At 76.0% G+C, this 24,516-nt stretch carries 29 protein-coding genes and 3 pseudogenes; 22 read left to right on the top strand and 10 right to left on the bottom strand.

Translation table 11 applies throughout. From position 1 onward, the window contains the following. The first annotated feature begins 78 nt into the window (after positions 1–78). A complete protein-coding gene (locus BJF77_RS00450; RefSeq protein WP_075870973.1) occupies positions 79–1,248 on the top strand; it encodes a mannitol-1-phosphate 5-dehydrogenase in 1,170 nt (389 codons plus the stop codon). A gap of 165 nt (positions 1,249–1,413) precedes the next feature. Next, positions 1,414–1,815 (top strand): hypothetical protein, encoded by a 402-nt coding sequence (locus BJF77_RS19795; protein ID WP_139318362.1) that lies wholly within the window; start codon positions 1,414–1,416, stop codon positions 1,813–1,815. A gap of 156 nt (positions 1,816–1,971) precedes the next feature. On the opposite strand, the gene BJF77_RS00440 is transcribed toward BJF77_RS19795, so the two are convergent. From BJF77_RS00440 to BJF77_RS00430, 3 genes are all read right to left on the bottom strand, one after another. Further along, positions 1,972–2,316, bottom strand: coding sequence for a GNAT family N-acetyltransferase (locus BJF77_RS00440; RefSeq protein WP_075870971.1), 345 nt, complete (start codon positions 2,314–2,316; stop codon positions 1,972–1,974). Positions 2,317–2,526: 210 nt separating this feature from the next. Beyond that, positions 2,527–2,982 carry a universal stress protein gene (locus tag BJF77_RS00435; RefSeq protein ID WP_075870970.1) on the bottom strand — a complete coding sequence of 152 codons (456 nt, stop codon included), beginning with the start codon at positions 2,980–2,982 and terminating at the stop codon, positions 2,527–2,529. A 179-nt stretch (positions 2,983–3,161) separates the two neighbouring features. Continuing rightward, positions 3,162–3,590: an Hsp20/alpha crystallin family protein gene (locus tag BJF77_RS00430; RefSeq protein WP_047804650.1), complete on the bottom strand. Its 429-nt coding sequence runs from the start codon at positions 3,588–3,590 to the stop codon at positions 3,162–3,164. Positions 3,591–4,070: 480 nt separating this feature from the next. On the opposite strand from BJF77_RS00430, the gene BJF77_RS00425 reads away from it, so the two are divergent. Next, positions 4,071–4,760, top strand: a complete 690-nt coding sequence (locus BJF77_RS00425; protein WP_053005081.1) for a hypothetical protein — start codon at positions 4,071–4,073, stop codon at positions 4,758–4,760. 152 nt (positions 4,761–4,912) lie between these two features. Here BJF77_RS00425 and BJF77_RS00420 read toward each other — a convergent pair whose 3' ends face one another. Continuing rightward, positions 4,913–5,485 carry an MOSC domain-containing protein gene (locus BJF77_RS00420; RefSeq protein WP_047804649.1) on the bottom strand — a complete coding sequence of 191 codons (573 nt, stop codon included), beginning with the start codon at positions 5,483–5,485 and terminating at the stop codon, positions 4,913–4,915. A 128-nt stretch (positions 5,486–5,613) separates the two neighbouring features. Here BJF77_RS00420 and BJF77_RS00415 point away from each other — a divergent pair, with 128 nt between their 5' ends. From BJF77_RS00415 to BJF77_RS00405, 3 genes are all read left to right on the top strand, one after another. Then, positions 5,614–6,195 (top strand): cysteine hydrolase family protein, encoded by a 582-nt coding sequence (locus tag BJF77_RS00415; protein ID WP_075870969.1) that lies wholly within the window; start codon positions 5,614–5,616, stop codon positions 6,193–6,195. 181 nt (positions 6,196–6,376) lie between these two features. Continuing rightward, the gene (locus tag BJF77_RS00410) at positions 6,377–6,562 is read left to right on the top strand and encodes a hypothetical protein (RefSeq protein ID WP_075870968.1); all 186 of its coding nucleotides are present in this window, start codon (positions 6,377–6,379) and stop codon (positions 6,560–6,562) included. A 76-nt stretch (positions 6,563–6,638) separates the two neighbouring features. After that, positions 6,639–7,214: a GNAT family N-acetyltransferase gene (locus tag BJF77_RS00405; RefSeq protein WP_075870967.1), complete on the top strand. Its 576-nt coding sequence runs from the start codon at positions 6,639–6,641 to the stop codon at positions 7,212–7,214. Positions 7,215–7,300: 86 nt separating this feature from the next. Here BJF77_RS00405 and BJF77_RS00400 read toward each other — a convergent pair whose 3' ends face one another. Further along, complete coding sequence (locus tag BJF77_RS00400; RefSeq protein WP_075870966.1) at positions 7,301–8,065, bottom strand: hypothetical protein; 765 nt, start codon at positions 8,063–8,065, stop codon at positions 7,301–7,303. 39 nt (positions 8,066–8,104) lie between these two features. On the opposite strand from BJF77_RS00400, the gene BJF77_RS00395 reads away from it, so the two are divergent. The 8 genes from BJF77_RS00395 to BJF77_RS00365 all read left to right on the top strand — a co-directional run bounded on the left by BJF77_RS00395 (position 8,105) and on the right by BJF77_RS00365 (position 14,448). After that, complete coding sequence (locus tag BJF77_RS00395; RefSeq protein WP_075870965.1) at positions 8,105–8,287, top strand: hypothetical protein; 183 nt, start codon at positions 8,105–8,107, stop codon at positions 8,285–8,287. 80 nt (positions 8,288–8,367) lie between these two features. Further along, on the top strand, positions 8,368–8,973 hold the full coding sequence (locus tag BJF77_RS00390; RefSeq protein WP_075870964.1) for a helix-turn-helix domain-containing protein: 606 nt from the start codon (positions 8,368–8,370) through the stop codon (positions 8,971–8,973). Continuing rightward, on the top strand, positions 8,966–9,436 hold the full coding sequence (locus BJF77_RS22425) for a hypothetical protein (protein WP_369821336.1): 471 nt from the start codon (positions 8,966–8,968) through the stop codon (positions 9,434–9,436). Before BJF77_RS00390 ends, BJF77_RS22425 begins: the two co-directional genes overlap by 8 nt. Then, positions 9,319–9,705, top strand: a complete 387-nt coding sequence (locus BJF77_RS22420) for a B3/4 domain-containing protein (protein ID WP_369821335.1) — start codon at positions 9,319–9,321, stop codon at positions 9,703–9,705. Before BJF77_RS22425 ends, BJF77_RS22420 begins: the two co-directional genes overlap by 118 nt. A 60-nt stretch (positions 9,706–9,765) precedes the next feature. Further along, positions 9,766–10,680, top strand: coding sequence for a DMT family transporter (locus tag BJF77_RS00380; protein ID WP_075870963.1), 915 nt, complete (start codon positions 9,766–9,768; stop codon positions 10,678–10,680). Positions 10,681–10,875: 195 nt separating this feature from the next. After that, positions 10,876–11,775 carry a dihydrodipicolinate synthase family protein gene (locus tag BJF77_RS00375; RefSeq protein WP_075870962.1) on the top strand — a complete coding sequence of 300 codons (900 nt, stop codon included), beginning with the start codon at positions 10,876–10,878 and terminating at the stop codon, positions 11,773–11,775. Between the two features lie 212 nt (positions 11,776–11,987). After that, positions 11,988–12,905: an SDR family oxidoreductase gene (locus tag BJF77_RS00370; protein WP_075870961.1), complete on the top strand. Its 918-nt coding sequence runs from the start codon at positions 11,988–11,990 to the stop codon at positions 12,903–12,905. A gap of 133 nt (positions 12,906–13,038) precedes the next feature. After that, the gene (locus BJF77_RS00365) at positions 13,039–14,448 is read left to right on the top strand and encodes a CoF synthetase (RefSeq protein ID WP_083664896.1); all 1,410 of its coding nucleotides are present in this window, start codon (positions 13,039–13,041) and stop codon (positions 14,446–14,448) included. A 108-nt stretch (positions 14,449–14,556) separates the two neighbouring features. On the opposite strand, the pseudogene BJF77_RS00360 reads toward BJF77_RS00365, so the two are convergent. From BJF77_RS00360 to BJF77_RS21210, 3 genes and pseudogenes are all read right to left on the bottom strand, one after another. Then, positions 14,557–15,701, bottom strand: a pseudogene (locus tag BJF77_RS00360) (RNA polymerase sigma factor). 6 nt (positions 15,702–15,707) lie between these two features. After that, entirely contained in the window at positions 15,708–16,115 is a 408-nt protein-coding gene (locus tag BJF77_RS00355) for a YciI family protein (protein ID WP_075870960.1), read from the bottom strand. A gap of 40 nt (positions 16,116–16,155) precedes the next feature. Next, positions 16,156–16,290 (bottom strand): hypothetical protein, encoded by a 135-nt coding sequence (locus BJF77_RS21210; protein WP_255396057.1) that lies wholly within the window; start codon positions 16,288–16,290, stop codon positions 16,156–16,158. Between BJF77_RS21210 and BJF77_RS00350 the strand changes: the two genes are divergently transcribed. The 4 genes and pseudogenes from BJF77_RS00350 to BJF77_RS00340 all read left to right on the top strand — a co-directional run bounded on the left by BJF77_RS00350 (position 16,289) and on the right by BJF77_RS00340 (position 19,534). Then, positions 16,289–17,041, top strand: a complete 753-nt coding sequence (locus BJF77_RS00350; protein ID WP_075870959.1) for an SDR family oxidoreductase — start codon at positions 16,289–16,291, stop codon at positions 17,039–17,041. The two genes, BJF77_RS21210 and BJF77_RS00350, sit on opposite strands and share 2 nt — an antisense overlap. A gap of 16 nt (positions 17,042–17,057) precedes the next feature. Then, positions 17,058–18,220: pseudogene (locus BJF77_RS21205) on the top strand (FAD-dependent monooxygenase); the annotation flags it as partial. A gap of 108 nt (positions 18,221–18,328) precedes the next feature. Next, complete coding sequence (locus BJF77_RS21200; RefSeq protein ID WP_255396064.1) at positions 18,329–18,835, top strand: hypothetical protein; 507 nt, start codon at positions 18,329–18,331, stop codon at positions 18,833–18,835. A gap of 150 nt (positions 18,836–18,985) precedes the next feature. Beyond that, positions 18,986–19,534, top strand: a complete 549-nt coding sequence (locus BJF77_RS00340; RefSeq protein WP_047804636.1) for a ferritin — start codon at positions 18,986–18,988, stop codon at positions 19,532–19,534. A gap of 367 nt (positions 19,535–19,901) precedes the next feature. On the opposite strand, the pseudogene BJF77_RS22415 reads toward BJF77_RS00340, so the two are convergent. After that, positions 19,902–20,576: pseudogene (locus BJF77_RS22415) on the bottom strand (Gfo/Idh/MocA family protein); the annotation flags it as partial. Positions 20,577–20,696: 120 nt separating this feature from the next. Next, positions 20,697–20,969 carry a hypothetical protein gene (locus BJF77_RS00330; protein ID WP_075870957.1) on the bottom strand — a complete coding sequence of 91 codons (273 nt, stop codon included), beginning with the start codon at positions 20,967–20,969 and terminating at the stop codon, positions 20,697–20,699. A 356-nt stretch (positions 20,970–21,325) separates the two neighbouring features. On the opposite strand from BJF77_RS00330, the gene BJF77_RS00325 reads away from it, so the two are divergent. The 4 genes from BJF77_RS00325 to BJF77_RS00310 form a co-directional block, all read left to right on the top strand. Next, positions 21,326–21,562: a hypothetical protein gene (locus tag BJF77_RS00325; protein ID WP_047804634.1), complete on the top strand. Its 237-nt coding sequence runs from the start codon at positions 21,326–21,328 to the stop codon at positions 21,560–21,562. 52 nt (positions 21,563–21,614) lie between these two features. After that, positions 21,615–22,898 (top strand): aminotransferase class V-fold PLP-dependent enzyme, encoded by a 1,284-nt coding sequence (locus BJF77_RS00320; protein WP_075870956.1) that lies wholly within the window; start codon positions 21,615–21,617, stop codon positions 22,896–22,898. Positions 22,899–22,997: 99 nt separating this feature from the next. Then, entirely contained in the window at positions 22,998–23,471 is a 474-nt protein-coding gene (sufU, locus tag BJF77_RS00315) for a Fe-S cluster assembly sulfur transfer protein SufU (protein ID WP_075870955.1), read from the top strand. Positions 23,472–23,520: 49 nt separating this feature from the next. After that, positions 23,521–24,516: MsnO8 family LLM class oxidoreductase (locus BJF77_RS00310; RefSeq protein WP_075870954.1), on the top strand; the 996-nt coding region annotated here is incomplete at its 3' end.

The raw sequence follows: 24,516 nt of genomic DNA, 5'->3' as shown, positions 1-24,516 counted from the left end.
GTGGCGCGCACAGGTGTCCTGCCCGCCGGTGGCGCGTACCGTGGGCGAGGTGATGGACGTCTTCGGGAAGGTGAACCCATGAGTACGGCAGTGCACTTCGGTGCAGGCAACATCGGACGGGGTTTCGTGGGGCTGCTGCTCCACGAAGCGGGCTACGAGGTGGTCTTCGCGGACGTGGCGGCGCCGCTGATCGACGCGCTGGCCTCGACCCCCAGCTACACGGTGCACGAGGCCGGCGAGGGCGGCCGCGACCACGTCGTCGAGGGCTACCGGGCGGTCAACTCCGCCACGGACGAGGACCGACTGGTCCAGGAGCTGGCCCGAGCGGACGTGGTGACCACGGCCGTGGGCCCAAACATCCTGCGGTTCGTGGCCCCGGCCATCGCCAAGGGCCTGGCCGCCCGCCCGGCCGGGGCGTCCCGGGTGGCGGTGATGGCCTGTGAGAACGCGATCAACGCCACCGACATCCTGGAGCGGGAGGTCCGGGCCGCTGCCCGGGACCAGGGCCTCGACGACGCGGCGGTCGACACCCGGGCTGTCTTCGCCAACACCGCGGTGGACCGCATCGTGCCGAACCAGGAACCGGGGGCGGGCCTGGACGTGCGGGTGGAGCCCTACCTCGAGTGGGCGATCGAGCGGGGACCGTTCGGCGACACCGTCCCGGAGATCCCCGGGGTGACCTGGGTGGAGGCACTGGGCCCCTACATCGAGCGCAAGCTGTTCACCGTGAACACCGGCCACGCGGCCGCCGCCTACTTCGGGCGCGCCGCCGGGAAGCGCAAGCTCTCGGACGCGCTGGCCGATCCGCAGATCCGGGCCAAGGTCGAGGCGGTCCTGCAGGAGACCAAGGCGCTGCTGGTGGCCAAGCACGGCTTCGACCCCGCCGAGCAGGAGGCCTACGTGCAGAAGATCCTCACCCGCTTCGCCAACGCCGAGCTGCCGGACACCGTGGACCGGGTGGGCCGGGCCCCGCTGCGCAAGCTGAGCCGGCACGAGCGGTTCACCGGGCCGGCCGCGGAGCTGGCCGAGCGCGGACTGGCCACCGCCGCCCTGCTGGACGCCATGGCCGCGGCCCTGCGCTTCGACGCCCCGGACGACCCGGAGGCCGCCGAGCTCGCGCAGCTGCTGGGCGGACCGGACCCGGACGAGACCCTGGCCGGGCGGCTGACCGGCCTCGAGCCCGGTCACCCGCTCTTCGAGGACGTCGTGGGCGTCGTCGCCGCCGCCCGGGCGTCCCGGCGGGACTGAGACCGCCGGGCACCGCACGGGACGGGCGTCCTGGACCCCGGTCCGGGACGCCCGTCCCTGGCGGGTGCCCCGGTGGGCCCGCGCCCCCGGATGAGGGGTCAGACACGGCGGTGCCCGGGGTGGGAGGATGCGGTCATCGAGCACGTCCGACCGGGGGAGGACCACGTGCTGACCGGCGTCGACAAGCTGCTCCTCGGGCTCTGGCTGCTGCCTCTGGGCCTCGGGTTCGTCGTCGGCCTGCGCGCCGGGGGCGACGACGGACTGGTGCTGCTCTTCGTCTCGGGGGTCGTGGCCGCGATGTATCCCGCGGTGCTGGCCGGCATGCTCCACCACGCGCGTCGCCGGAGCCGCTGGGCCGACCTCGTCGCCGCGGACGGGCCTTTCGGGCGCACGGACCGGACGCCTCCGGCCGGCGAGGACGTTCCCGAGGCCCGGGCGAGCGGGGCCGGCTGCTGGTGGTCCGTGCCCTCCCGCTGCTCCTCGTCGTGCCCGTGGCCGTCCACCTCGTCGCCGCCGAGGGCGGCTGGGCCTCCGCGGTCATCACCGCCCAGCTCATCACCGTGGTGACCATGGCCGCCCATGTCCACCAGGGGGGCAGGGAGCCCGGCCCCGCCTCCCCGTGGCCACCCGCCTGAGGCGCCCGCGGCGACCGAGGGAGCCGCAGGCCGCCGTCCCGCCGCAGGCCGCCAGGAGGGGACGGCCACGGGGATCGCGCCCGCCGGCTCAGGGGCCGTCCGGAGGCACGGCCTTGCGGTAGTGCCGTGACGGCTGGGCGTAGCCGTGGCGCTCGTAGAACCGGTGGGCCCGCCGCCGCCGGTTCGAGGTCGACAGCTCCAGCGCGGTGGCCCCCATGTCCCGCGCCGTCCGCTCGGCCGCGGCCAGCAGGAGCGCGCCCACGCCCTGGGACCGGGCGGGCTCGTCGACCACGAGCGCGGTGAGCCGGGCCCGGTAGGCGCTCTCGGTCAGGAACGGCACCCGGTGCAGGTGCGCCAGGCCGACCACCCGTCCGGCCGCCTCCGCCACCAGACACCGGTCGTCGGGCCCGCCGGTGCACACCCAGGCGCGCACCCAGCGCGCCTCGGGGCGTAGCCGAGCTGCCCGAGCAGGGCCACCACGGCGGGGACGTCGGTGGCCCGGGCCCGGCGGACGGAGACGGCAGGGACCTCCTCGGTCACGGCGGCGTGCCGTCCGGCGGATCGGCGGGGCCACGGGCCGGAGCGCCTCCCGCGGACCCGCCGCCGGACGCACGGCCTGACCGTCGGGTGCAGAGCACGTCGCCTACCGGCGCACGACCAGGACCGGGCAGTGCGCGTGGGAGACCAGCGCGGAGCTGACCGAGCCCAGGATCATGCCGAGCACCCCGCCGACGCCGCGCGCCCCGACCACCAGCATCCGGGCGCTCCTGCTCTCCTCGACGAGCAGCTCGGCGGGGCGTCCGCGCAGCAGCCGGGTGCTCAGCCGGGCGGGGCGGGTCTCGCCGAACACCTCCTGGAGCGTGTCCTGGAGCATGCGCCGGGCGTCGGCCTGGAACGCTTCGGGATCGAGTTCGGGGATGTATCCGTAGGAGGTCGCGTACAGGGCCGGATCCTGCCAGCACGCGATCACCTCCAGAGGGGCGTCGAAGGCCTGCGCCAGCCGGGCCGCTTCCCGCAGCGCCTCCTTGGAGTGGTCCGAGCCGTCGACGCCCACGATGACGCGGTCGCCGGTGGGGGTCTCGATCGGGGTGTCGCTCATGGCGCTCCTTCTGTGCGGGGCCGGCGCTGCCGGGGAGGGTGGATTGGGTCGCCCCGTCCCGGGACGCCGGGCTCGAGGCGGTGCGGTGCACCGTGGCCGGGGCCGCGGTCGGGCCGCGGTCGGGCGGCGGTCGGGCGGCGGGTCGCACACCGGTGGACCCGCCGCCGCGGGCGGTGACCCTAGGCGGAGCCGGATTCCCGACGGGTCACCGGGATCTTCTTGGTGGCCTGTTCACCCGGCTCGCGCATCGGGGCCCGGACCTCGAGCACCCCGTCGGTGTAGGCGGCGGTGATGTCCTCCTCCCGGCAGCCCTTGGGCAGGGGCAGGGCGCGGGAGAAGGAGCCGTAGTGGAACTCGGAGCGGTAGCTGCCCTTGTCCTTGTGCTCGGTCCTCTCCTGGCGGGTGGCCCGCAGGTGCAGGGTGTCGTTGACGACCGTGAGCTCGACGTCCTTGTCCGGGTCGATCCCGGGCAGCTCCGCCCGGATCACCATGGTGTTGCCGTCCTGGAACTCCTCCACGCGCGGCCACGTGGTCTCCAGGTCCCCCTCCATGAGACGACGGAGGGGCTCGAGCACGTCGAAGGCCTCCCTGCGCATCAATCCAGCCATGACCAGACTCCTCATCGTGAACTGACCGGCGCCGGCCCCCGTGGCCGACGCCCCCGGTGCCGGCGCCCGGATCCCCGGGACCGTGCGCTGCACGTGGGCATTTCCACCGTAGGCACCCTGTGCCGGTGCGGTAAGGCCCGGGGCCGACATGTCCCGATCGTGACGCCGCCCGGGAAGCACCGGCGCTGCGCAGAGCCGCCGCGCACGCGCTCAGGGGGCTGAACGTCCGTGCCGGGGGTCCGGAGCCGATGATGTCGTCGCGGCGGCCGCCGCCGACGTCGGTCAGGGGGCGCACGTGCCGGTCGCCGCACCGGCCCCTGGCCGCGCCGGCGCCGCTGCCGTCCGTCGCCCACCCGAGGGTTCTCCCGGGTGCGACGACTTGTTGCGCCCATCGGCCGCCGCGCCGGACCGGCCCCGGTCCCGGCGGCCTACCCTGGGTCCAGGGGGGTGGTGGCCGTGCCACGGAGGACCGCGACGATCGTGCTGGGGACCCTGCTGCTGGCCGCGGGGGTGCTGCTGCTCCTGGAGGCGACCGGCCTCATGGGAGCCGTCGGCGTGCTGTGGGGACTGCTCTTCCTCGCGGCCGGCGCCGCGTTCGCCGTCCTGTACGCCACGGACCCGTCCAAGTGGTGGGCGGCGATCCCCGCGGGCACCCTGCTCGGACTCGGCCTGCTCGTGCTGTTCGACGACGCCGGTGTGCCCGGCAGCCAGCAGTGGGGCGGTGCCCTGTTCCTCGGCGGCGGCGGCGCCGGATTCGCCGCCGTCTACCTGCGCGACCACCGCCGGTGGTGGGCCCTCATCCCGGCCGGTGTGCTGATCACCCTGGCGCTGCAGGCCCTGCTCACCGCCGCCGCCCAGGAGGAACAGGCCGGCGGAGTGCTGTTCTTCGTGGGGCTGGCCGTCACGTTCGCGCTCGTGGCCGTGCTGCCGACCGGCGCGGCCCGCAACCGCTGGGCGTGGATTCCCGCCGCCGCCCTGGCCCTCCTCGCGGCACTGATCGCCCTGGAGGCCACCGTGCTGCTGTCCGCGGTGTCCTACCTGTGGCCGCTGGCGCTCATCGCGGCCGGCGGCTACCTCATCGTGCAGTCCCTCCGGCGCCGGCACGACACGCCCGAGCACGGGCCGGCGCCCGGCCCCGGAAGCACCTCGAGCGCGGCCCGCGACCGGTGAGCGGGCCGGGCCCCCACCCGGCGCGGAGTCGGGGACGAGCGCTCGCGGCCGGTGCCGCGGACCCGCTGCGCGGTGGGCAGAGCGCGCCGCCTCCCGGCGGCTCTGCCCGCCCACGCCCCTCCTGCACCGGCGGGGCCCCGTGGCGTGCTCGGTCAGGGCAGCCGGGCGGGGCGCAGCCGGACCGCGTCCCCGGCCCGCTCCGGGTCCAGGGGCACCGGGCTGTGCAGCACGGCCGGCCCACGGTGCAGGACTCCGTCCGAGAGCGGCCGGCAGCGCAGACCTCCCCGCCCGCGCATCGCGGCGTGCGCCCCGGGGGCGAGCATGCGGTCCATCCACGCGCAGGGGTGAGCGGGCCGCCCGGCTCGCAGTCGGACGAGCTCACCGCGCGACTCCAGGGCGAACTCCTGCCCGAGCAGCGGGGCCAGCTCGGCGCCGCGCAGGACCACGTTGCGCCGGGCGAGCAGAGGGTCGAAGGGGTCGGCTCCGAGGTCGGCCGCGATGGCCTCGAGCGCCTCGACGGCGAGCAGGGTGACGGCCGCGTCCATGTGCGCGGCCTTGCCGAAGAACCGGTCGCCGACGATGCCCTTGCCGGTCACCAGCTCGGCGCGGTCCGCGTCCGTCGTCGGGACGTCCGCGGCGCCGTCCCGTGCCCGGCCGAAGTAGGCGTGGCCGGGGGAGACGAGCAGGTGGAGGATCTCCACGTCGTAGCGGTGGGTCGTCGTCATGGGCTCCAGCCTCTCACCGGCTGCGCGCGGCGTCATGCGGCCCGGCGGTGAGGCCCTCCGGGGGCGCTGCCGCAGGGGGACCGCCGAGGGGCTCCCGGCCCCACGTCGCCCGGTGTATCGTCACGAGCGTGACCGACTCCACGCCCGGTGCCCCGGGCCCGCGCGCCGCCCTGGTCGTCGTCGACGTCCAGCGGGGTTTCGACGACGCCGCGTACTGGGGCCGGCGGGACAACCCGTCGTGCGAGGCGAACATCGCGGCCCTGCTGGCCCACTGGCAGGAGAGCGGCCGTCCCGTGGTGTTCGTCCGGCACGACTCCACGACCCCGACCTCACCGCTGCACCCGGACCGCCCCGGCAACGCCTTCAAGGACATCCTCACCGGCACCCCGGACCTGCTGGTGCGCAAGAGCGTCAACTCCAGCTTCCACGGCAGCCCCGACCTGCACACCTGGCTGCAGGCCCACGACGTCCCGGAGCTGGTCGTCTGCGGCATCACGACCAACCACTGCTGCGAGACCACGGCCCGGGTCGGGGGCAACCTCGGCTACCGGGTCCACTTCGCCCTGGATGCCACCCACACCTTCGACCGCACGGGACCGGACGGCGTGACCGTGCCCGCGGCCGACCTGGCCCGGGTCACCGCGGTCAACCTGCACGGGGAGTTCGCCACCGTGGCGACCACGGCGCAGCTCACCAGCCCGTCCCGCTGACGAGGGACGAGCGGGCCGGCCGGCCCGCTCCGCCAGCCGCACCGGACCCGCGCACCGTCGGCGCCCGCCCCGGCGCGGAGGACCGGCTCCGGGACGGGAGGCGTGCGCGCCCCTGCCCCGTCGGCCCGCGTGCGGCCGCGGGCCCGGTGCTACGCTCCACGGACTCGAGGGGAGTGATGTCATGCACCACAGGGTCCGGATCGTCGCACTGGTCGTCCTGCTGCTCGCACTGGGCCTCTTCGCCGTGACCGAGTGGCTGCCGGCGCTGTACCTCGTCCCCGCGGCGGGAGGAACGCTGCTGGTGAACGAGTACGGGGCGCGGTCACCGGGGCCGGGCCGGCGGGAACGGGATCGGCCACGCCCGTGAGGTCCCACGGCGCCCCGGGCGGGGGATCCGAGGTCCCGGGCGCCCCACCGCCGCGGGCGCCCGGGCGGCCGGGGCCATGACCGGTCCGCCTGACCCGATCGCCGGCGCGTGGCCCCGGCGCACGGACCGGTGCCTGTTGCGCCCGGTGCGCGCCTCCGACCTCGAGGCGATGCTCGCCTACCGGGGCGATCCGCACGTCACCGAGCACCTGGGCCATGCCCCCTTGTCGCGTGAGGAGGTCCGGGACCGCATCGACGCCCGTCCGGCGGGACGCGACCCGGGGTCCGGGCGGGTCGTGCGCGGCGTGGCGATCGTGGTCGACGGCCGCTGCGTGGGAGATGCGATGCTGCGCCTCCAGCCGGCGCCCGGGGAAGGGGGTTGGCAGCTGTGGATCGGCTACGCGCTGCGACCGGAGATGTGGGGGCGTGGGCTGGCGACCGAGGTGGCCACCGAGCTCGTCGGCATCGCCCAGGACTGTGGTCTGCCGGTGTGGGCCGAGACGTTCGCGGAGAACCTGGCCTCACAACGGGTGCTCGAGAAGGCGGGACTGGAACTCGTCGACGAGGTGCTGGCCGAGGGCCGGCACTGCCGCATCTTCGCTGCCGGACACCCTGGGTCACCGGTGCCGGCACCTCCTGTCCCGTCCCGGTAGGGCGCGCTCGGCCGGTCGACCGCACCAGGGCACACCGGCTCCTCGTCGCCGCCCCGTGGGCCGCCCCGTGGGCCGCAGCGGGCCGCTCAGCCGGCGCCGCCCCGCAGCACGTCCACGTGCACGTGGTCCAGGTGGCGCAGGATCTCGTTGGCGGGCTCGGGGGCGTCGTAGTCCTGCCAGCGCCCGCGGGCGCTGTGCGCGCTCCAGAACCGGTCGTCGAAGATGACGTACTGGACGTCCAGGTCCTCGGCGTGCGCGACCAGCCAGTGGGCCAGCACCCACCCCGCCCGCCGGTTCTCCTCGGTCACCGGCCGGAAGAAGACGTCGACGGCGCGCCCGTCGTAGTGCGTCGACTCCTCGCCGTGCCCCCGATCCACGCCGCCCGGGGCGAACCCGCCCAGGCTCTGCTCGCCGAACACCTCGGTCATCGCCGCGCGCAGCCGCTCGGCGCGGGGCGTCAGACCGGTCCCGGTCAGCTGCTGCTCGGGCAGCCCGCCGTCGGCCGGGCCCCGGCAGGCCAGGCTCGCGCCGGCGTCCTCGGGCGGCCCGTCGGCCAGCCGCTGCAGCACCGTCTCGTCGAGCCCGGCGGTGTCCACGGCCCGCCCGCGGGCGGCGAGCGCCACCGCCGTCGTGGCCCGCTTCGCCTCCTCACGGGTGAGCTCCACCTCCCCGTCCGCGGTCTCGACCGTGCACTCCGGGCCCCAGCGCGCCCAGTCGTCGCCCGCGCGCAGACCGCTCAGCAGGTTCGGCCCGACCAGCACCAGCGCGCCCGCGAGCGACCCCAGCAGCAGCAGGCTCAGGACGAGCCGGAGAGGCCGGCGACGCCCGCCGGGCGTCCCGTCCGGACTCATCGTCGGCGCGGACGGGGCGCCGGCACGAGCGCCGTCCCCGTGCTCGTGCGCGCGCCGGCCGGTCCGGGGGCCGGGGCGGGGCCGACGCCTCCGGCGCCGGCTGCGGTGATCGTGACGGTGATGTCGCACCTGCTTCTGCTCGGTCTGCTGTTCGGTCTGCTGTTCGTCCTGCTGTTCGATCTGGTGGTGATTCCTCCGGTCCTGCCGGGCTTCCAGCTATAGCAGAGCGGAGGAACGAGGGCAGCACCCGGGCGAGGACCGGGAATTTCTATAATGCACTGTCAGTGCATTATGGTGCACTGATGGACGAGAGCACGACGACCTTGGCGACGGCCATCGGCACCCGCGTGAGACAGGAGCGGCAGCACCGGCACTGGACGCTGGACCAGCTGGCCGAGGCCGCCGGGGTCAGCCGCCGGATGGTGGTCAACGTGGAGCAGGGCGCGGCCAACCCCAGCGTGGGCACCCTGCTGCGGATCAGCGACGCCCTCGGCATCGGGCTGCCGGCGCTGGTGGAGCCGCCGCAGCCCAGGCCGGTGAAGGTCACCCGGCACGGGGAGGGCGCGGTCCTGTGGACCGGGAACTCCGGCGGCCGGGGGGTCCTGGTGGCCGGCACCGCGCCCCCGGACGTGGTGGAGCTGTGGGACTGGACCCTGGGCCCCGGCGACCGGCACGCGAGTGAGGCCCATGCCCCGGGCACCGAGGAGCTCCTACAGGTCCAGCAGGGCACGCTCACCGTCGAGATCGCCGGCCGGTCCGTCACCCTCGACACCGGCGACGCGCTCACCTTTCCCGGCGACGTGGCCCATGCCTACGCCAACCCCGGGGCCGGGCCGGCGCGCTTCTCCCTGACCGTCTTCGAACCGGGCGTGGGCTCGGGACACCGCCAGGAGGGTTCTCATGACTGAGCCGAGCACACTGGAACGGCTGCTCGACGAGGCCCGGGTCGAGGCGGAGGTGTTCGCGCTGCGACCGGACTACCGGGCCGCGCTGCTGGCCGTCGACGGGATCGTCCCGGGTCCGAGCGACGAGACCGGTGAGGCGCTGCTGCAGGAGGCCGAGGCCGCCGCCCGCCGGGCGCTGGACGGCCGGCCGGTGGAGCAGCTGCCGCACGTGGCCGCCTGGCGGGAGGCCTACCGGGCGTTCGGGGCGAAACCGCAGCGCACCCGCAACAGCCTGGAGGCCCTGCTGCGCCGGGCCTCCACCGGCTGCCGCGGGTCAACCGGCTCACGGACCTCTACAACGCGGTCTCGGTGCTGCACCAGATCCCGCTCGGCGGGGAGGACCTCGCCCGCTACCGCGGCGCTCCGCGCCTGGCCCGCGCCACCGGTGCCGAGCCGTTCGACACGGTCGCGGCCGGCGCACCGGTGACCGAGCACCCCCAGCCCGGAGAGGTGGTGTGGTGCGACGACGCCGGCGTGACCTGCCGGCGCTGGAACTGGCGCCAGGGACGCCGCACCGGTCTGACCGAGGACACCACCACCGCCCTGTTCGTCCTGGACGCGCTGGCGCCGCTGACCGACGCGGCCCTGCACGCCGCGGTCGAGGACCTGGCCACCCGCCTGGCCCGGCTCGGCCCCGAGGTGCAGATCACCCACCGCCTGCTCACCGCCGGCCCGACGTCCGCGCAAGGAGACTGACATGACCCACCACTCCGGGGCACCCGCCCCCGGTCGCCGGGGATCCCGGTGGGACCGGCCATGACTGCTCCCGTCCCATCCACCGCTCCCACCACCGCCGTGCCTCCGTGGGGGCTGGCCGTGGCCGCGATGCTCTCGATCCAGCTGGGCTCGGCCCTGTCCGTGGACCTGATCGGCATGGTCGGCCCGGCCGGGACCGCCTGGCTGCGGCTCAGCGCGGGAGCGCTGATCTTCCTGCTCCTGGCCCGCCCGCCGCTGCGGTCCGTGCGCCGGTCCGACGTGCCGGCGCTGCTGGGCCTGGGCCTCACCACCGGGGTGATGACCACCGGCTTCCTCGCCGCGATCGAGCGCATCCCGCTGGGCACCGCCGTGGCGATCGAGTTCCTCGGCCCGCTGACCGTGGCCGCCGTGCGCTCCCACAGCCTCCGGGCCCTCGCCTGGCCCGCCCTGGCACTGTCCGGGGTGGTGCTGCTGACCGAGCCGTGGCACGGCCGGATCGACCTCGCCGGCATCGGGTTCGCCGGGCTGGCCGCCGTCGGGTGGGGGTTCTACATCCTCCTCACCCAGCGGATCGGTGACCGCTTCACCGGCATCGGCGCGCTGTCGATGACCGTGCCCGTCGCCGCGGTGACAGCAGCGGTCCTCGGCGTCCCGCAGGCCGCCGGGCACCTCACCCCCGGCGTGCTCGCCGCCGCGGCCGGGCTCGCCCTGCTGCTCCCCGTCCTGCCGTTCGCCCTGGAGATGCTCGCGCTGCGCCGGATGACGCCCACAGCCTTCGGCACCCTGATGGCCGTCGAGCCGGCCTTCGGCGTGCTCCTGGGGCTGCTCGTGCTCCACCAGCATCCCTCCGGCGTGCAGACCGCCGGCATCCTGCTCGTCGTCCTCGCCGGCGCGGCCGCCCAGCGCGGTGGCCGGCGCCGCCCGCGGACCTCCGGGCCCACCGCCGACCTGCCCGCCCTCGACCCCATCAGGTAGGGCACCCCCGTCCCTCGCCGCTGCCGCGCCCGCCGGTGCACTGCGCACTGGTGGCGCCGCCGCCCCGTCCCGGCATGCCACCGGCCGCGCCCTCCCGCGTGCCGGACTGCGTCGGCCGGACAGTCCAGGACCACGTCACCCGGCACGCCGACCGGCCCGCCGACCGGCACACCGACCAGCACAGGAGAAACCACGATGTTCACCGGCTTGAGCGCCTTCCCCCTCACCCCGCTGGCGGACGACGCCGTGGACGAGCCCGCTTTCACCGGCCTGGTGCAGCGGCTGGCGGCGGCCCGGGTCGACTCCATCACCGTGCTGGGCTCCACCGGCTCCTACGCCTACCTGAGCACCGAGGAGCGCCGCCGGGTCGCCCGGCTGGCGGTCGAGCACGCGGGGACCGTCCCGGTGTTCGTCGGCATCGGAGCGCTGCGCACCTCCCAGGTCCTCACCCACCTCGAGCACGCCCAGCAGGCCGGGGCCTCCGCGGTGCTGCTGGCGCCGATGAGCTACCAGCCCCTGACCGACGACGACGTGGTCGGGCTCTTCGACACCGTCACCGCCCACTCCTCGGTGCCGGTGATCGTCTACGACAACCCGGACACCACCCATGTCACCCTCAGCACCGAGCTCCACGGGCGCGTCGCGGAACTGCCCCGGATCGCCTCGATCAAGATCCCCGGTGTGCCCGCCGACCCCCAGGCCGCACGGGCGCGGGTGCGCGCGATCCGCGAGGTCGTCCCCGAGCACGTGCGCATCGGGGTCTCCGGGGACGCCACGGCAGCCACCGGCCTGGTCGCCGGCTGCGATGCCTGGTACTCGGTCCTCGCCGGGACGCTGCCGGTCCCGGCGCTGAGCATCACCCGGGCCGCACGGGAGGAACGAGCCGCCGAGGCCGCGGCCGAGTCCGAGCGGCTGGCACCGCTGTGGCGGCTGTTCGCCGAGCACGGGAGCCTGCGGGTCGTGGCCGCGATCGCCGAGCAGGAGGGACTGGTGCCCGGCGCGTGCCTGCCGCTGCCCCTCCGCGGACTGGACGACGCGCAGCGCGCCCTCCTCGCCCGCGTCCTCGGCGACCTCGGCCTCGCCCGGCAGCGCTGACGCCGGTCCTGCCCGCGGCCCGGCGGACCTCGTGCCGACGACCTCGTGCAGCCATCTCCGTGCCGACCATCCCGTGCCGACCATCCCGTGACGACGACCGTGCGCCGCGGTCCAGGCACGGCAGGGACCACCTGGTAGGTTCCCCGCATGAGGACCGGGTGAGCGCCTGCCCCGTGACCGCCGCATCCCCCAGCACGTCAGGAGCACCACCAATGCCCCACCCGACGCCCGGACGCCCCCTGCAGGGCAGGACCGCCCTCGTCACCGGGGTCTCCCGCCGCCGCGGCATCGGCTACGCGGTGGCCGTCGAGCTCGCCTCCCTGGGAGCGAGCGTGTTCTTCCACCACTACGGCCCGCACGACGCGGACCAGCCCTGGGGCGGGGACGACCTGGACGCGGTCCGCGCCGGCGTCCGGGAGGCCCTGGTCGAGGGGGCGACGGCCGGCGACGCCTCCGCGGACCTGCGCGACGCGGACGCCGTGGAGCAGCTCGTGGAGCAGGCGTGGGCCTTGACCGGCCGGCTGGACATCCTGGTCTGCAACCACGCCCGCAGCGGAGGGGACGGGTCCGTCCTGGACATGACCGCCGGGATCCTGGACGCGTTCTGGGACACCAACACCCGCTCCACGCTGCTGCTCACCCGCCACTTCGCCCACCGTCACCTCGCCCACCGTCGCTCCGCCCACCACCGCACCACCACGACCGCGCGGGACGCACCGGCCCGCCCCGGGGACCGTCGCCGGGGCGGCGGACCGGTCGACGAACGGACCGCGGGACGGGTGTTCTGGATGACCTCGGGCCAGGGCGAGGGGCCGATGCGCGGCGAGGTCGCCTACGCCGTCAGCAAGGCCGCCCTGGCCGGGGCGACCCCCACGGTGGCCGCGGAGCTGCTGGAGCTCGGCATCGTGCTGAACACCGTCAACCCGGGGCCCGTCAACACCGGCTACCTCGACCCGGGCAGCACCGACCGGCCCCTGGAGGAGATCGACGCGTGGCGCGAAGCCACCCCGTTCGGCCGCTGGGGGCGCCCGGCGGATCCGGCGCGGCTGATCGGGTGGCTGGCCACCGACCAGGGCGTGTGGGTCGCCGGGCAGGTCATCACCACCGACGGGGGCATGGGCCTGACCTGATCGCCGGGACCCGGACCGCACCCCTCCGCGCGACTCCGCCCGGGTGCACGGCCCGCGCCCGGGGCCGAGGACCGATTCAGTCACCTGCGCGGAGGCTCTGTCGCCCCCGGCGCGGGGTTCCTAGAGTCGTTCCATGGGGCCACGAGGGGAACGCGTCACCGGTGACCGGGGCGGCCGGGCGGTCGGGGTGTGGTGGGACGCACGCCGGACCCACCGGAAGGGCCCGGAGGCGGTCCGGAGCCGACAGCAGGAGCGGCTGGCGGAGCTGGTGGTCTTCGCGCGGACGAACTCCCCGTACTACCGGCGGCTCTACCACGGGCTGCCGGAGCGGATCGAGGACGTCACCGCGCTGCCGGTGACGGACAAGCGGGCGCTGATGGCTGCCTTCGACGAGGTGGTCACGGATCCGGAGGTGACGCGCGCGGCGGTCGAGGAGTTCGTGGCGGACCCCGCCCGGATCGGGGAGCGGTTCGCCGGGAAGTACCTGGTGGCCACCACCGCCGGCACCACCGGCACCCGGGGCGTCTTCGTGCTCGACGACCGGTACCGGGCGGTGGCCTCGGGGCTGATGGCCCGGCTGAGCGCGGACTGGCTGCCGGCCCGGGAGGTGGTGCGCCTGGTGCTCCGCGGGGGACGATTCGCCGCGGTCGTGGCCACCGGCGGGCACTTCCTGGCCGTGGCCACCAGTACCCGGGAGCTGCGGGAGCGGCCACGGCGCCGCCGCCGGCTGCGGATCCTCCCGGTCCACCGGCCGCTGCCCGAGCTGGTGGCCGAGCTCAACGCCTTCGACCCGCTGCTGTTCGGGGCCTACGCCAGCGTGCTGCGGCTGCTGGCCTCCGAGCAGCGGGCCGGGCGGCTGCGACTGCGACCGGTGCTCGTGCTCAGCACCGCCGAGGGCCTGCCCCCGGAGGAGCGCATCCGGCTCGAGCGGGCCTTCGCCGCGCCCGTGCGGGAGGTCTACGGCTGCACCGAGTCCGGCTACGCCGCCTCCGGCTGCGCGCAGGGCTGGCTGCACCTGATCGGGGACTGGGTGATCCTCGAGCCGGTGGACGCCGAGCACCGCCCCGTCCCGTCCGGGACGGTCTCGCACACGGTGCTCCTGACGAACCTGGCCAACCGGGTCCTGCCGATCATCCGCTACGACGTGGGCGACCGCGTGCTGGTCAAGCCCGAGCCGTGCGCCTGCGGGAACCCGGCCCCGGCGCTGCACGTGCAGGGGAGGGCCTCGGACGTCCTCACCTTTCCTGCCGACGGCCCTGGCCGGGTGACGGTCCCTCCGCTGGCGCTGGGCACCGTCGTCGACCGCGTCCCCGGGGTGGAGCTGTTCCAGGTCGTCCAGACCGGCCCCACCGGTCTGCGGGTGCGGCTGCATCCCGCCGCGGGGGCGGACCCGGAGCAGGTCTGGACGGCCGTGCTGAGCGGGATCACCGGCCTGCTCGGCGATCTGGGGCTGGCCCACGTCACCGTGCAGCGGACGGCCGAGGCTCCGCAGCAGGGCCCCGGCGGCAAGTACCGCACCGTGGTCCCGCTGCCCGCATCCTGACCGGATCAGCGGGGCGCCAGGAGCGGCGGATCCGGCGGAGTCCGTGTCCCGGAGTCCAGGAGCTCGGTCCCGCGATCCGGAGCCTCCGCGCCGGTGCGGACGGACCGCTCAGCCGCGCAGCTGCGCGTGGAGCCGTGCGGCCTGCCGCGTCAGGTGGTCGCGTTCGGGGAGGCTGGACGCCAGCCGGGCGGCGTCGGCGTAGAGCCGTGCTGCGCTCCCCGTGTCACCGGCACGCTCGTGCAGATAGGCCGCCGCGGCGGTGCGGCGGGGCAGCCCGGGGTCGAGTCCCGCCAGGCGTCCAGCCCGGCCCGCGGGCCCCGGGCCTCGCCGACCGCCACGGCCCGGTTGAGGCGGGCCACGGGGCTGTCGGTGAGGCGCAGCAGCTCGTCGTACCACTCGACGATCTGCACCCAGTCGGTCTCCTCGGGCGTGCGGGCGTCGGCATGCAGCGCGGCGACGGCGGCCTGGGCCTGGAACTCGCCCAGCCGGTCCCGGGCGAGGGCCGCCTGGAGGACCTCGACGCCCTCGGCGATCAGGAGGGCGTCCCACCGGCGGCGGTCCTGCTCGGCCAGGGGCACGAGGCTGCCGTCGGGGCGGGTCCGCGCCGGGCGGCGCGCGTGGTGGAGCAGCATGAGCGCGAGCAGTCCCGCCACCTCCTCGTGCTCGGTCCCGGCCCGGAGCCGGCGGGTGAGCCGGATCGCCTCGGCGGCGAGGTCGACGTCACCGGAGTAGCCCTCGTTGAAGACCAGGTACAGCACGCGCAGCACCGTGGCGAGGTCGCCGGGCTGGTCGAACCGCACACCCGAGACGGTCCGCTTGGCCCGGCTGATCCGCTGGGCCATGGTCGCCTCGGGCACCAGGTAGGCCCGGGCGATCTGCCGGGTGCTCAGGCCGCCGACCGCGCGCAGCGTGAGCGCGACGGCCGAGGCCGGGGTCAGGGAGGGGTGCGCGCACAGGAAGTACAGCTGGAGCGTGTCGTCGACCGCCCCGCCCGTGCCGGGCGGGGGATCCGCCTCGGCACGCTCCTCGCGCCGCCGCCGCGCGGTGTCTGCGCGGACGGCGTCGAGGAACTTGCGCCAGGCCACGGTGACCAGCCAGCCCTGCGGATCCCGCGGCGGATCGCGCGGCCACACGCGCACCGCCTCGACCAGGGCGTCCTGCACGGCGTCCTCGGCCGCCGCGAAGTCGGCTCCACGGCGGACGAGGACGCCCGTCACGGTGGGGGTGAGGGCCCGCAGCAGGTCCTCGTCCACCGCGCGTCACTCCGTGACGGTCGGGGGCGCGCCCAGGAACGGGCGCACCTCGAGCCACTCGTGGATCGGCTTCCCGCCCGCCCCCGGGGCCGCGGACAGCTCACCGGCCAGCTCCACCGCCCGTTCCCGGTTCTCGACGTCGATCACCATCCACCCGGCGATCAGGTCCTTGGTCTCCGCGAACGGGCCGTCGGTGACCGGCGGCCGGCCCTCGCCGCCGTAGCGGACGAACATGCCGTCGGGGGACAGCGCCTGCGCGTCGACGAACTCGCCGGTGCTCTCCAGCCGAGCGGCGAAGTCGTTCATGTACTGCACGTGCGCCGCGATCTCCTCCGGCGTCCACCGGTCCATCGGCACGTCGTTGACCGGCGCCGGAGCGCCCCGGTAGTGCTTGAGCAACAGGTACTTGGCCATCGTGAGCTCCTCTGTGCGGTACGGCCCATTGTGGCCGTGCTCACCCCCAGGACGGAGCCGCGCGCAGGATCTCGACATCCCGGCGCGACATGTTCCGTCGAATGCCGTGGGCACCGCGGGCGTGGACGAGGATGACGACGAGCACGAGGGGAACGAGCGCGAGGAGGGGCGTCATGAGGATCGCCGTGGCCGGGGGCACCGGGGTCGTGGGCCGTCACGTGGTGGAGGCCGCCCGCGGGCGCGGGCACGAGGTCGTCGTGCTGGCCAGGTCGCAGGGGGTGGACCTGAGCACCGGGGCGGGCCTGGACCTGGCCGGGGTGCAGGCCGTCGTCGACGTGACCTCCATCCGCGCCACCAGCGGCCGCAGCGCGACCCGGTTCTTCACCGAGGTGACCCGGCACCTCCTCGCCGCCGAACGGGCGGCAGGTGTGGGGCACCACCTGGTGCTGTCGATCGTGGGCCTCGACGACGCCCCGTACGGCTACTACGCGGGCAAGGCGGCGCAGGAGCGCCTGGTGCAGGCCGGCGAGGTGCCGTGGACCCTGCTGCGGGCCACCCAGTTCCACGAGTTCGCCGGGCAGGTCCACGAGCGGATGCGGCTGGGCCCGGTCGCGCTCGTGCCGGCCATGCGCTCCCAGCCGATCGCGGCGCGGGAGGTCGCCGCACGGCTGGTGGCGCTCGCCGAGGCCGGTCCGGCCGGCCGGGTGCCGGACCTCGCCGGTCCGCGCGAGGAGCGGATGGCCGAACTGAGCCGGCGGTGGGCCGCCGCCACCGGCGTCCGCGGCCGGGTCCTGGAGCTTCCGGTCCCCGGCCGGTTCGGCCGCGCGCTGCGCGACGGCACCCTGCTGGCCCGGCCCGGGTCCCAGCACGGCGAGCAGACCTTCGAGCAGTGGCTCACCGCGGGACGGGCGCACCCGGGCCCGTGACCGGTCCCGCGGAGACATGGGCGGCGGTGTGCCCCGGGTGATCGGCCGGGACGGCCGGGGGAGGGCGCGGGACCGGCCGGGACACGTGCCGGGGGCTGCGCAGCGCGGGGCCGTGGCGCGCGCACCGGCGGGAAGGGCCTCCCCTCACCTCCACCGTACGACGCCGCGGGGGGCTTGCGGCAAGCCCCCCGCGGCGTCGCAGAATCACAGACCGGGACCGGGGCGGACCCGGTGCCGGCGGACCGAGGGGGAGCGGATGCACGAGCACGCGGTGGTGATCGTCGGCGCGGGGCCGACGGGCCTGATGCTGGCGGGCGAGCTGGCGCTGGCGGAGGTCGACGTCGCCGTCCTGGAACGGCGTCCCGGCCAGGACCTCGTCGGCGCGCGCGCCGGCGGGCTGCACGCGCGCACCATCGAGGTGCTCGACCAGCGGGGGCTCGCCGACCGGTTCCTGTCCCGGGGAGCGACCGCCCAGGTCGCGGGGTACGCCGGCGTGCCCCTGGACATCAGCGACTTCCCCACCCGCCATCCCTACGGGCTCGCGCTGTGGCAGAACCACATCGAGCGCCTTCTCGCCGACCGGGCCGGCGAGCTGGGGGTGCCGGTCCACTACGGCCACGACGTGACGGGCGCCGTCCAGGACGGCGCCGGGGTCGACGTCGACCTGTCCGACGGCCGGCGGTGGCGGGGCCAGTACGTCGTCGGGTGCGACGGCGGGCGCAGCCGGGTCCGCAAGACCGCCGGCATCGCCTTCCCGGGCTGGGACGCCACGACCAGCAGTCTGCTCGCGGAGGCCGAGACGGACGAGGAGCCGGAGTGGGGCATCCACCAGGACGCCCTCGGCAAGCACGCCTTCCGCCGGACGGAGGGAGGGCAGGTGGGGATCATGGTGACCGAGCGCCACGTCGGGCCCGGCCGCGAGCCCACCCTGCGCGAGCTCCGCGACGCGCTCGTGGCGGTGTACGGGACCGACTACGGGGTGCACAGCCCCACCTGGCTGACCAGGTTCACCGACACCACCCGGCAGGCGGCGTCCTACCGGGAGGGGCGGGTCCTGCTGGCGGGCGACGCCGCCCACGTCCACGCCCCGGACGGCGGCCAGGGCCTCAACACCGGTGTGCAGGACGCGGTGAACCTGGCTGGAAGCTGGCCCAGGTGCTCCGGCGGACTTCGCCGGAGCACCTCCTGGACACCTACCACGCCGAGCGGCACCCCGTCGCCGCCCGCGTGCTGCGCCACACGATGGCCCAGGTCGCCCTCCGCCGGCCCGACGAGCGCCTCCGGGCCGTGGGCGGGACCGTCGCCGAGCTGCTGGGCATGGAGGAACCGCGCCGCCGGTTCGCCGCGATGATGTCCGGGCTGGACATCCGCTACGACCTCGGGCCGGGGCACCCGCTGCTCGGGCGGCGCATGCCGGACCTCGACCTCCGCACGGCGGACGGGCCCCTGAGGGTGTTCGGCCTCCTGCACGAGGCCCGGCCGGTGCTGCTCGAGCTCGCCGGGCAGGCGCCGGACGGCGTCGACGTCCGCCCCTGGGCGGACCGCGTCCGACGGGTGCACGCCGAGTGCGCCGGCCCCTTGGAGCTGCCGGCGCTCGGCACCGTCCCGGCGCCCACGGCCGTGCTGATCCGGCCGGACGGCCATGTGGCCTGGGTGGGGGAGGGGACCCGGTCCGGGCTCGAGGAGGCGCTCACCACCTGGTGCGGACCCCCTGCCGGGGCTCGCGGCGAGGCGGCCGGGACGGTCGCGCCGGAGCCCCGCCCGCCCTGCCGCCGGATGGTGCCGGAGGACTAGAATCGGCATCCTCACCGGGGTGCCGCGCCGTGGCCCTCCGGTGCCGTCCGGCCGTCACGCGCACAGCCCCGGCCCCGGTCGGCGACGCCTGCGCGGGCCGGCGCGCGGCGTCGATCTCCGCCCGGGCCGCCGAGACCCCAGGAGCGTCCGATGGCACCCGAGTCCTTCACCCAGCTGCTGACCCGTCAGGTCGGCCACGAGTTCGCCGCCTCCCATCAGTACGTCGCCGTGGCCGTCTGGTTCGACGGCCAGGACCTGCCCCAGCTGGCCCGGCACTTCTACCGGCAGTCGCTGGAGGAGCGCAACCACGCCATGATGATCGTCCAGTACATCCTGGACCGGAACCTGCCCCTGGCCGTCCCCGGGGTCGGGGAGGTGCGCAACGACTTCACCGATGTGCGCGAGCCCCTGGCCCTGGCGCTGTCCCAGGAGCAGGAGGTGACCGAGCAGATCAAGGCGCTGTTCGCTGCCGCCCGGGCCGAGGGGGACCCCCTGGGGGAACAGTTCATGCTCTGGTTCCTCCAGGAGCAGGTGGAGGAGGTGGCGTCGATGACCACGCTGGTGAACATCGCCGCCCGGGCGGACAATCTCTTCGACATCGAGAACTACCTGGCGCGCGAGCACGTCGGGGACGGCGGCCACGGGCACGGCGGCGGCCACGGCTCCGGCACCCCGGAGGCGGCCGGCGGGGCGGTCTGACCGGCCCGCACCGCGTCTCCCGGCCGTCCCTCACCGGCCGTCCCTCACCGGCCGTCCACCCGGCCGGAGGTCGCGGGGGCCTCCCGGGAGCCCGTGGCGGCGCTGCGGCGGGCGGCGTCGAGCACCGCGGCCGTGGCGACGGCGTCGGCGAGGTCCACCGGGGCGGGCCGCCGTCGAGGATCCACCGGGCCACGTCCCGGTAGAAGTCGGCGGGCCCGCCGGTGGCGGTGGGCACGGGGGTGCGCTCGGTGCCGCGGACCAGCCAGCCGGTCGTCCCGGCCCCGGGGTCCAGGACGTCGAAGGGCCCGGGGCTGTCCTCGTGGCCGGGCACCAGGAAGGCGCCCGCCGAGCCGAGCACCCGGGTCCGCGGCCCCGGGGCGCCCACCAGGCTCGCGGCCCACAGGTGGCTGATCGTGCCCGAGGCGTGGTCCAGGGCCAGGAAGACGTCGTCCTCCGTGGGCGTGGTCAGGGCGCGCAGTTCGGCCCGGACCCCGGTCACGGGACCGAAGAGCTGCATCGCGGCGTCCACGAGGTGCGGGCCCAGATCGAGCAGCAGCCCGCCGCCCGCACCGACCGCGTTCTCCCGCCACCGGTTCTTGGGCACCGGGCGCCAGCGCTCCCAGCGGCGCTCGAACCGGTGCACGTCCCCGAGCTGGCCCTCGGCCAGCACCCGGGCGAGGGTCAGCTGCTCGGCGTCCCAGCGGCGGTTCTGGAAGACGGTCAGCGGCGTCCCGGTGGTCTCGGCCCGCGCGGCGACGGCGGCGGCGCCGGCGTGGTCGAGGGCCAGCGGCTTGTCGACGACCACGGGGATCCCGGCGTCCAGACCGGCCAGCGCGTGCTCGACGTGCCGGCCCGTCGGCGAGGCGACGACCAGCACGTCCGGGCGGGAGGCCTCCAGCAGCGCGGTGAGGTCCGGGTGCACCGACACCCCGGGCCAGTCGGCGTCGGCCTCGGCGCGACGGCCGGGGTCGGTCGTGACGACGTCGGTGACCCGGCAGCCGGCCTCCCGCAGCAGCGGCGTGTGGAACTGCCGACCGGCCATGCCGTATCCGACCAGTCCGGCAGTCAGCGTCCGTCCAGTGTGGTGTGGGGCCATGCCGTCACGATAGCCGTCACGCCATCCGTCACGGCATCGGACCGGCGGCGCCCCGCCGTGGCCCGGTCACGTCTCGGACATGCCGTCGATCGGGCGCAGGTCCCGGGAGCAGGGCACCCGGGCGCCGGGCACCATGCGGTTGGTGACCCGCGCGAGGCTGTCCCGGTGCCGGGGCACCAGGTGCAGGGCATGGTGCAGGTAGGCGTCGACCTCCAGCTCGTCGACCTCCCCGCCGCTGCGGCGGTACTCCCCCCACAGCTCCCGCACATCCAGCCCGGCGTCGCTGATCGCGGCGCGGATCATCCGGGCCTGGGTCCTGGCGATCGTCCGGTCGTCCATCCTGCACCTCTCGACCAGTTCCGCCCAGCGTAGTCCCGCCCGGCGGCCCGCGGGAGGGGGGCAGCCGCCGACGGGGCGGTCATCGGCACCCCGCGGTGGTCCCGGCGCGGACCCCGCGCCGGCCGCCCGGAGGCCGCCGGTTCCCGTCCCGGCCGGGCACCGCCTTTGCCCCCGGTGGCCGGGGGAGCGATCATGGTCCTGTGCTCCGCAGCCCCGCACGGTCCTGCTCCCGTCCCGGTGCGCGGCCCCGCCGCGGCCGCCCGTCGTCGCCGGTGGGGCCGTTCGACGGCGAGCGGACCTGCCGATCCCGCCGGTGACCTGCCGGCACCGCGGACCGAATCCCCGAGAAGGACACCATGACGGACCAGCAGACCCCCGACGACGAGCCGGGCCCGCCCCGGCGCAGCCTGTTCCGCCGCTTCGACGACCTCGCCATGCGCTTCTACGGACCTGCCGCGCGCAGCCGCCGGGACCTGCGGGGCCAGGACCAGCCCAGCGAGCAGACCCGGCAGTGGTACCAGGACCTGCAGCAGGAGTACGTGGTGGAGAAGGACGCCAGCGGCCGCACCTATCTCCGGCCCCGCCGACCCTAGCGGCCGGTCGGGCCCGCGACCGCCGCCGGCCCGGGCCGTAGAGTGTCGGACCATGGACGGAAACGACGTGCAGCCGCTGACCGACGCCGAGGTGCGCGCCATCCGGGAGGACTTCCCGCTGCTGGCGGGGGACCCGGGGAGCTACCTGGACTCCGGGGCCACCTCGCAGAAGCCGCTGGCCGTGCTGGACGCCGAGCGGGAGTTCTACCTGCACCGCAATGCGGCGGTGCACCGCGGCGCGCACGCCCTGGCGGTGGAGGCCACCGACGCCTACGAGGAGGCCCGCCGGGTCGTGGCCGGGTTCGTGGGGGCCACCGAGCGGGAACTGGTGTGGACCTCCAACGCCACCGAGGCGATCAACCTGCTCGCCTACTCCTTCTCCAACGCCGCCGCCGGGCGCGGCGGCGAGGCCGCCGCCCGCTTCCGGCTCGGGCCGGGGGACGAGATCGTGACCACCGAGGCCGAGCACCACGCCAACCTCATCCCGTGGCAGGAGCTGGCCGCCCGCACCGGGGCGAGCCTGCGCTGGATCCCGGTCGACGGGTCCGGGCTGCTCGACCACGAGGCCGCCCGGCAGGTGATCGGGGAGCGGACCCGGGTGGTGGCCTTCAGCCACGTCTCCAACGTCACCGGCGCCGTCACCGACGTCGCCGACCTCGTGGGCCTGGCCCGGGAGGCCGGGGCGCTGAGCGTGCTGGACGCCTGCCAGTCGGTCCCGCACCTGCCGGTGGACCTGCCCGCCCTGGGAGTGGACTTCGCGGTGTTCTCCGGGCACAAGATGCTCGGGCCCACCGGCATCGGGGCGCTGTGGGGGCGGGCGGAGCTGCTGGACGCGATGCCGCCGTTCCTCACCGGCGGGTCGATGATCACCCGGGTCACGATGGACTCCGCCTCCTATCTGCCGGCACCGACCCGCTTCGAGGCCGGCACGCAGCGGATCGCCCAGGCCGTGGGCCTGGCCGCGGCCGTGCGCTACCTGCAGGGCGTGGGGATGGGCCGGGTCGCCGCCCACGAGCGGGAGCTGGGGCAGCGGCTGGCCGCCGGGCTGGCGCAGCTGGAGGGGGTCCGGCTGATCGGTCCGCCCCCGGGGGCGGACCGGGTGGGGCTGGCCGCGGTGGACGTGGCCGGGGTGCACGCCCACGACGTGGGGCAGGTCCTCGACGTCGCGGGGGTGGCCGTGCGGGTGGGCCACCACTGCGCCCAGCCGCTGCACCGGGCCTTGGGCCTGACCGCGACCACCCGGGCCAGCGGCTACCTCTACACCACCACCGAGGACGTGGACCGGTTCCTGGACGAGCTGGCCGGGGTGCGGGCCTACTTCGGCGTGGCAGGCTGATCCCGTGCGCATCCGCACCGCGCGCACCCACACCGTGAGCACCGACCCCGGGCGTACCGACCCCGGGCGCACCGCACCGGACCGACCGAGGAGACGACGATGAGCGCGCTGGACGGGCTGTATCAGGAGGTGATCCTGGACCACGCCAAGCGGCGCTCCGGGAAGGGCCTGGCCGCACCGGCCCCCGGCCACGCCGTGGCCGAGTCGCACCAGTACAACCCCACGTGCGGCGACGAGATCACCGTGCGGGCCGAACTGGCACCGGCGCCCCCGGGCGCGGAGGACGCGGAGCCGGTGGTGCAGCGGATCAGCTGGGAGGGCGAGGGCTGCTCGATCTCCATGGCCGCGGCCTCCGTGCTGGCCGAGACCGCCCCGGGCCTGACGCGGTCCGAGCTGCTCGGGCTGATCGGGGCGTTCCGGGAGCTGCTGCGCTCGCGCGGCACCATGGAGCCCGACGAGGAGCTGCTGGGCGACGCCGCCGCCTTCGCCGGGGTGTCCCGGTTCGCGGCCCGGGTCAAGTGCGCGATGCTCGGCTGGGTCGCCGCCGAGGAGGCCGTGGGCCGGACCGGCTGAGCCGCGGCGGTCCCGGAATGCCTCCTCCGCCGCGGCGGTTGAGCCGGACATGCCCCTCTCCGACATCGCCCTGTCCCTGCTCGACCGCGCCGCCACCCGGCGCGGGTCCACGGAGGCCGAGGCGCTCGCCCGCGTCCTGGACCGGGCGCAGCGGGCGGAGGAGCTGGGCTACCACCGGTTCTGGGTGGCCGAGCACCACGGGGTGCCCGGCATCGCGGGCTCCGCACCGGCGGTGCTGATGGCCGCGGCCGCGGCCCGCACCCGCCGCATCAGGATCGGCTCGGGCGGGATCATGCTGCCCAACCACCAGCCGCTCGTGGTCGCCGAGCAGGCCGCCACCCTCCAGGCCCTGCACCCCGGCCGGATCGACCTCGGGGTGGGCCGCTCGCTCGGGTTCACCGGCGCGGTCCGGGACGCCCTGCGCACGGGCAAGGAGGCCGCGGACCGCTTCGGGGACGACCTCGCCGAGCTGCTCGCCCACCTCTCCGGCACCGCCCCCGTGACCGCCCGCCCGCGCGACCACGCCGCGACGCCGGTCTTCGTGCTGGCCACCGGCGCCGGGGTGGACGTCGCGGCGCGGGCCGGGCTCGCCGTGGTGCTCGGCGGTCCCGCCCTGTTCCGGCCGGGCCCCGAGGGCGCCGCCGCGGTGCTGGAGCGCTACCGCGAGCGGTTCCGCCCGTCGTCGTGGTGGCCGGAACCGCACGTGGTGGTCTCGGCGAACGTCGCGGTGGCGGGCACCCGGGAGGCCGCGCGGCGGCTGCTCCTGCCCGAGGCCCGAGCGCTGGCTGCCTCCCGGACGCGGGGTGAGTTCCCGCCCCTGGAACCGGCGGGACCGGCGGACCCGGAGGTGCTCCCGGACCGGGAGCGGCGCCTGGTGGAGGAGTCCCTGGCGGCCTCGGTGCACGGCACGGCCCCGGAGGTCCGGGCGGGCCTGGAGCAGCTGGTCGCCCGGACCGGGGCGGACGAGCTGCTGGTGACCGGCGGCGCGTACGACCTCGCGGCCCAGGCGGACTCCGACCGCCGGCTCGCCGCGCTGTTCGCCTCC

Source organism: Kocuria sp. CNJ-770 (genome assembly GCF_001942375.1).
GTDB lineage: Bacteria > Actinomycetota > Actinomycetes > Actinomycetales > Micrococcaceae > Kocuria > Kocuria oceani.
The sequence above is the reverse complement of the archived record's forward strand: the minus strand, read 5'-3'. Positions and strand labels throughout refer to the sequence as shown.

Excerpts from the sequence above, each read along its gene's own strand:
- BJF77_RS00320 (WP_075870956.1), top strand. The coding sequence starts at position 21,615 with ATGGACGGAAACGACGTGCAGCCGCTGACCGACGCCGAGGTGCGCGCC.
- BJF77_RS00330 (WP_075870957.1), bottom strand. The coding sequence starts at position 20,969 with ATGGACGACCGGACGATCGCCAGGACCCAGGCCCGGATGATCCGCGCC.
- BJF77_RS00400 (WP_075870966.1), bottom strand. The coding sequence starts at position 8,065 with ATGAGTCCGGACGGGACGCCCGGCGGGCGTCGCCGGCCTCTCCGGCTC.
- BJF77_RS00410 (WP_075870968.1), top strand. The coding sequence starts at position 6,377 with ATGCACCACAGGGTCCGGATCGTCGCACTGGTCGTCCTGCTGCTCGCA.
- sufU (WP_075870955.1), top strand. The coding sequence starts at position 22,998 with ATGAGCGCGCTGGACGGGCTGTATCAGGAGGTGATCCTGGACCACGCC.
- BJF77_RS00375 (WP_075870962.1), top strand. The coding sequence starts at position 10,876 with ATGTTCACCGGCTTGAGCGCCTTCCCCCTCACCCCGCTGGCGGACGAC.
- BJF77_RS00405 (WP_075870967.1), top strand. The coding sequence starts at position 6,639 with ATGACCGGTCCGCCTGACCCGATCGCCGGCGCGTGGCCCCGGCGCACG.
- BJF77_RS00420 (WP_047804649.1), bottom strand. The coding sequence starts at position 5,485 with ATGACGACGACCCACCGCTACGACGTGGAGATCCTCCACCTGCTCGTC.
- BJF77_RS00350 (WP_075870959.1), top strand. The coding sequence starts at position 16,289 with ATGAGGATCGCCGTGGCCGGGGGCACCGGGGTCGTGGGCCGTCACGTG.
- BJF77_RS00365 (WP_083664896.1), top strand. The coding sequence starts at position 13,039 with ATGGGGCCACGAGGGGAACGCGTCACCGGTGACCGGGGCGGCCGGGCG.
- BJF77_RS00435 (WP_075870970.1), bottom strand. The coding sequence starts at position 2,982 with ATGAGCGACACCCCGATCGAGACCCCCACCGGCGACCGCGTCATCGTG.
- BJF77_RS00430 (WP_047804650.1), bottom strand. The coding sequence starts at position 3,590 with ATGGCTGGATTGATGCGCAGGGAGGCCTTCGACGTGCTCGAGCCCCTC.
- BJF77_RS00450 (WP_075870973.1), top strand. The coding sequence starts at position 79 with ATGAGTACGGCAGTGCACTTCGGTGCAGGCAACATCGGACGGGGTTTC.
- BJF77_RS00370 (WP_075870961.1), top strand. The coding sequence starts at position 11,988 with ATGCCCCACCCGACGCCCGGACGCCCCCTGCAGGGCAGGACCGCCCTC.
- BJF77_RS00380 (WP_075870963.1), top strand. The coding sequence starts at position 9,766 with ATGACTGCTCCCGTCCCATCCACCGCTCCCACCACCGCCGTGCCTCCG.
- BJF77_RS00340 (WP_047804636.1), top strand. The coding sequence starts at position 18,986 with ATGGCACCCGAGTCCTTCACCCAGCTGCTGACCCGTCAGGTCGGCCAC.
- BJF77_RS00355 (WP_075870960.1), bottom strand. The coding sequence starts at position 16,115 with ATGGCCAAGTACCTGTTGCTCAAGCACTACCGGGGCGCTCCGGCGCCG.
- BJF77_RS22425 (WP_369821336.1), top strand. The coding sequence starts at position 8,966 with ATGACTGAGCCGAGCACACTGGAACGGCTGCTCGACGAGGCCCGGGTC.
- BJF77_RS00390 (WP_075870964.1), top strand. The coding sequence starts at position 8,368 with ATGGACGAGAGCACGACGACCTTGGCGACGGCCATCGGCACCCGCGTG.
- BJF77_RS00325 (WP_047804634.1), top strand. The coding sequence starts at position 21,326 with ATGACGGACCAGCAGACCCCCGACGACGAGCCGGGCCCGCCCCGGCGC.
- BJF77_RS21210 (WP_255396057.1), bottom strand. The coding sequence starts at position 16,290 with ATGACGCCCCTCCTCGCGCTCGTTCCCCTCGTGCTCGTCGTCATCCTC.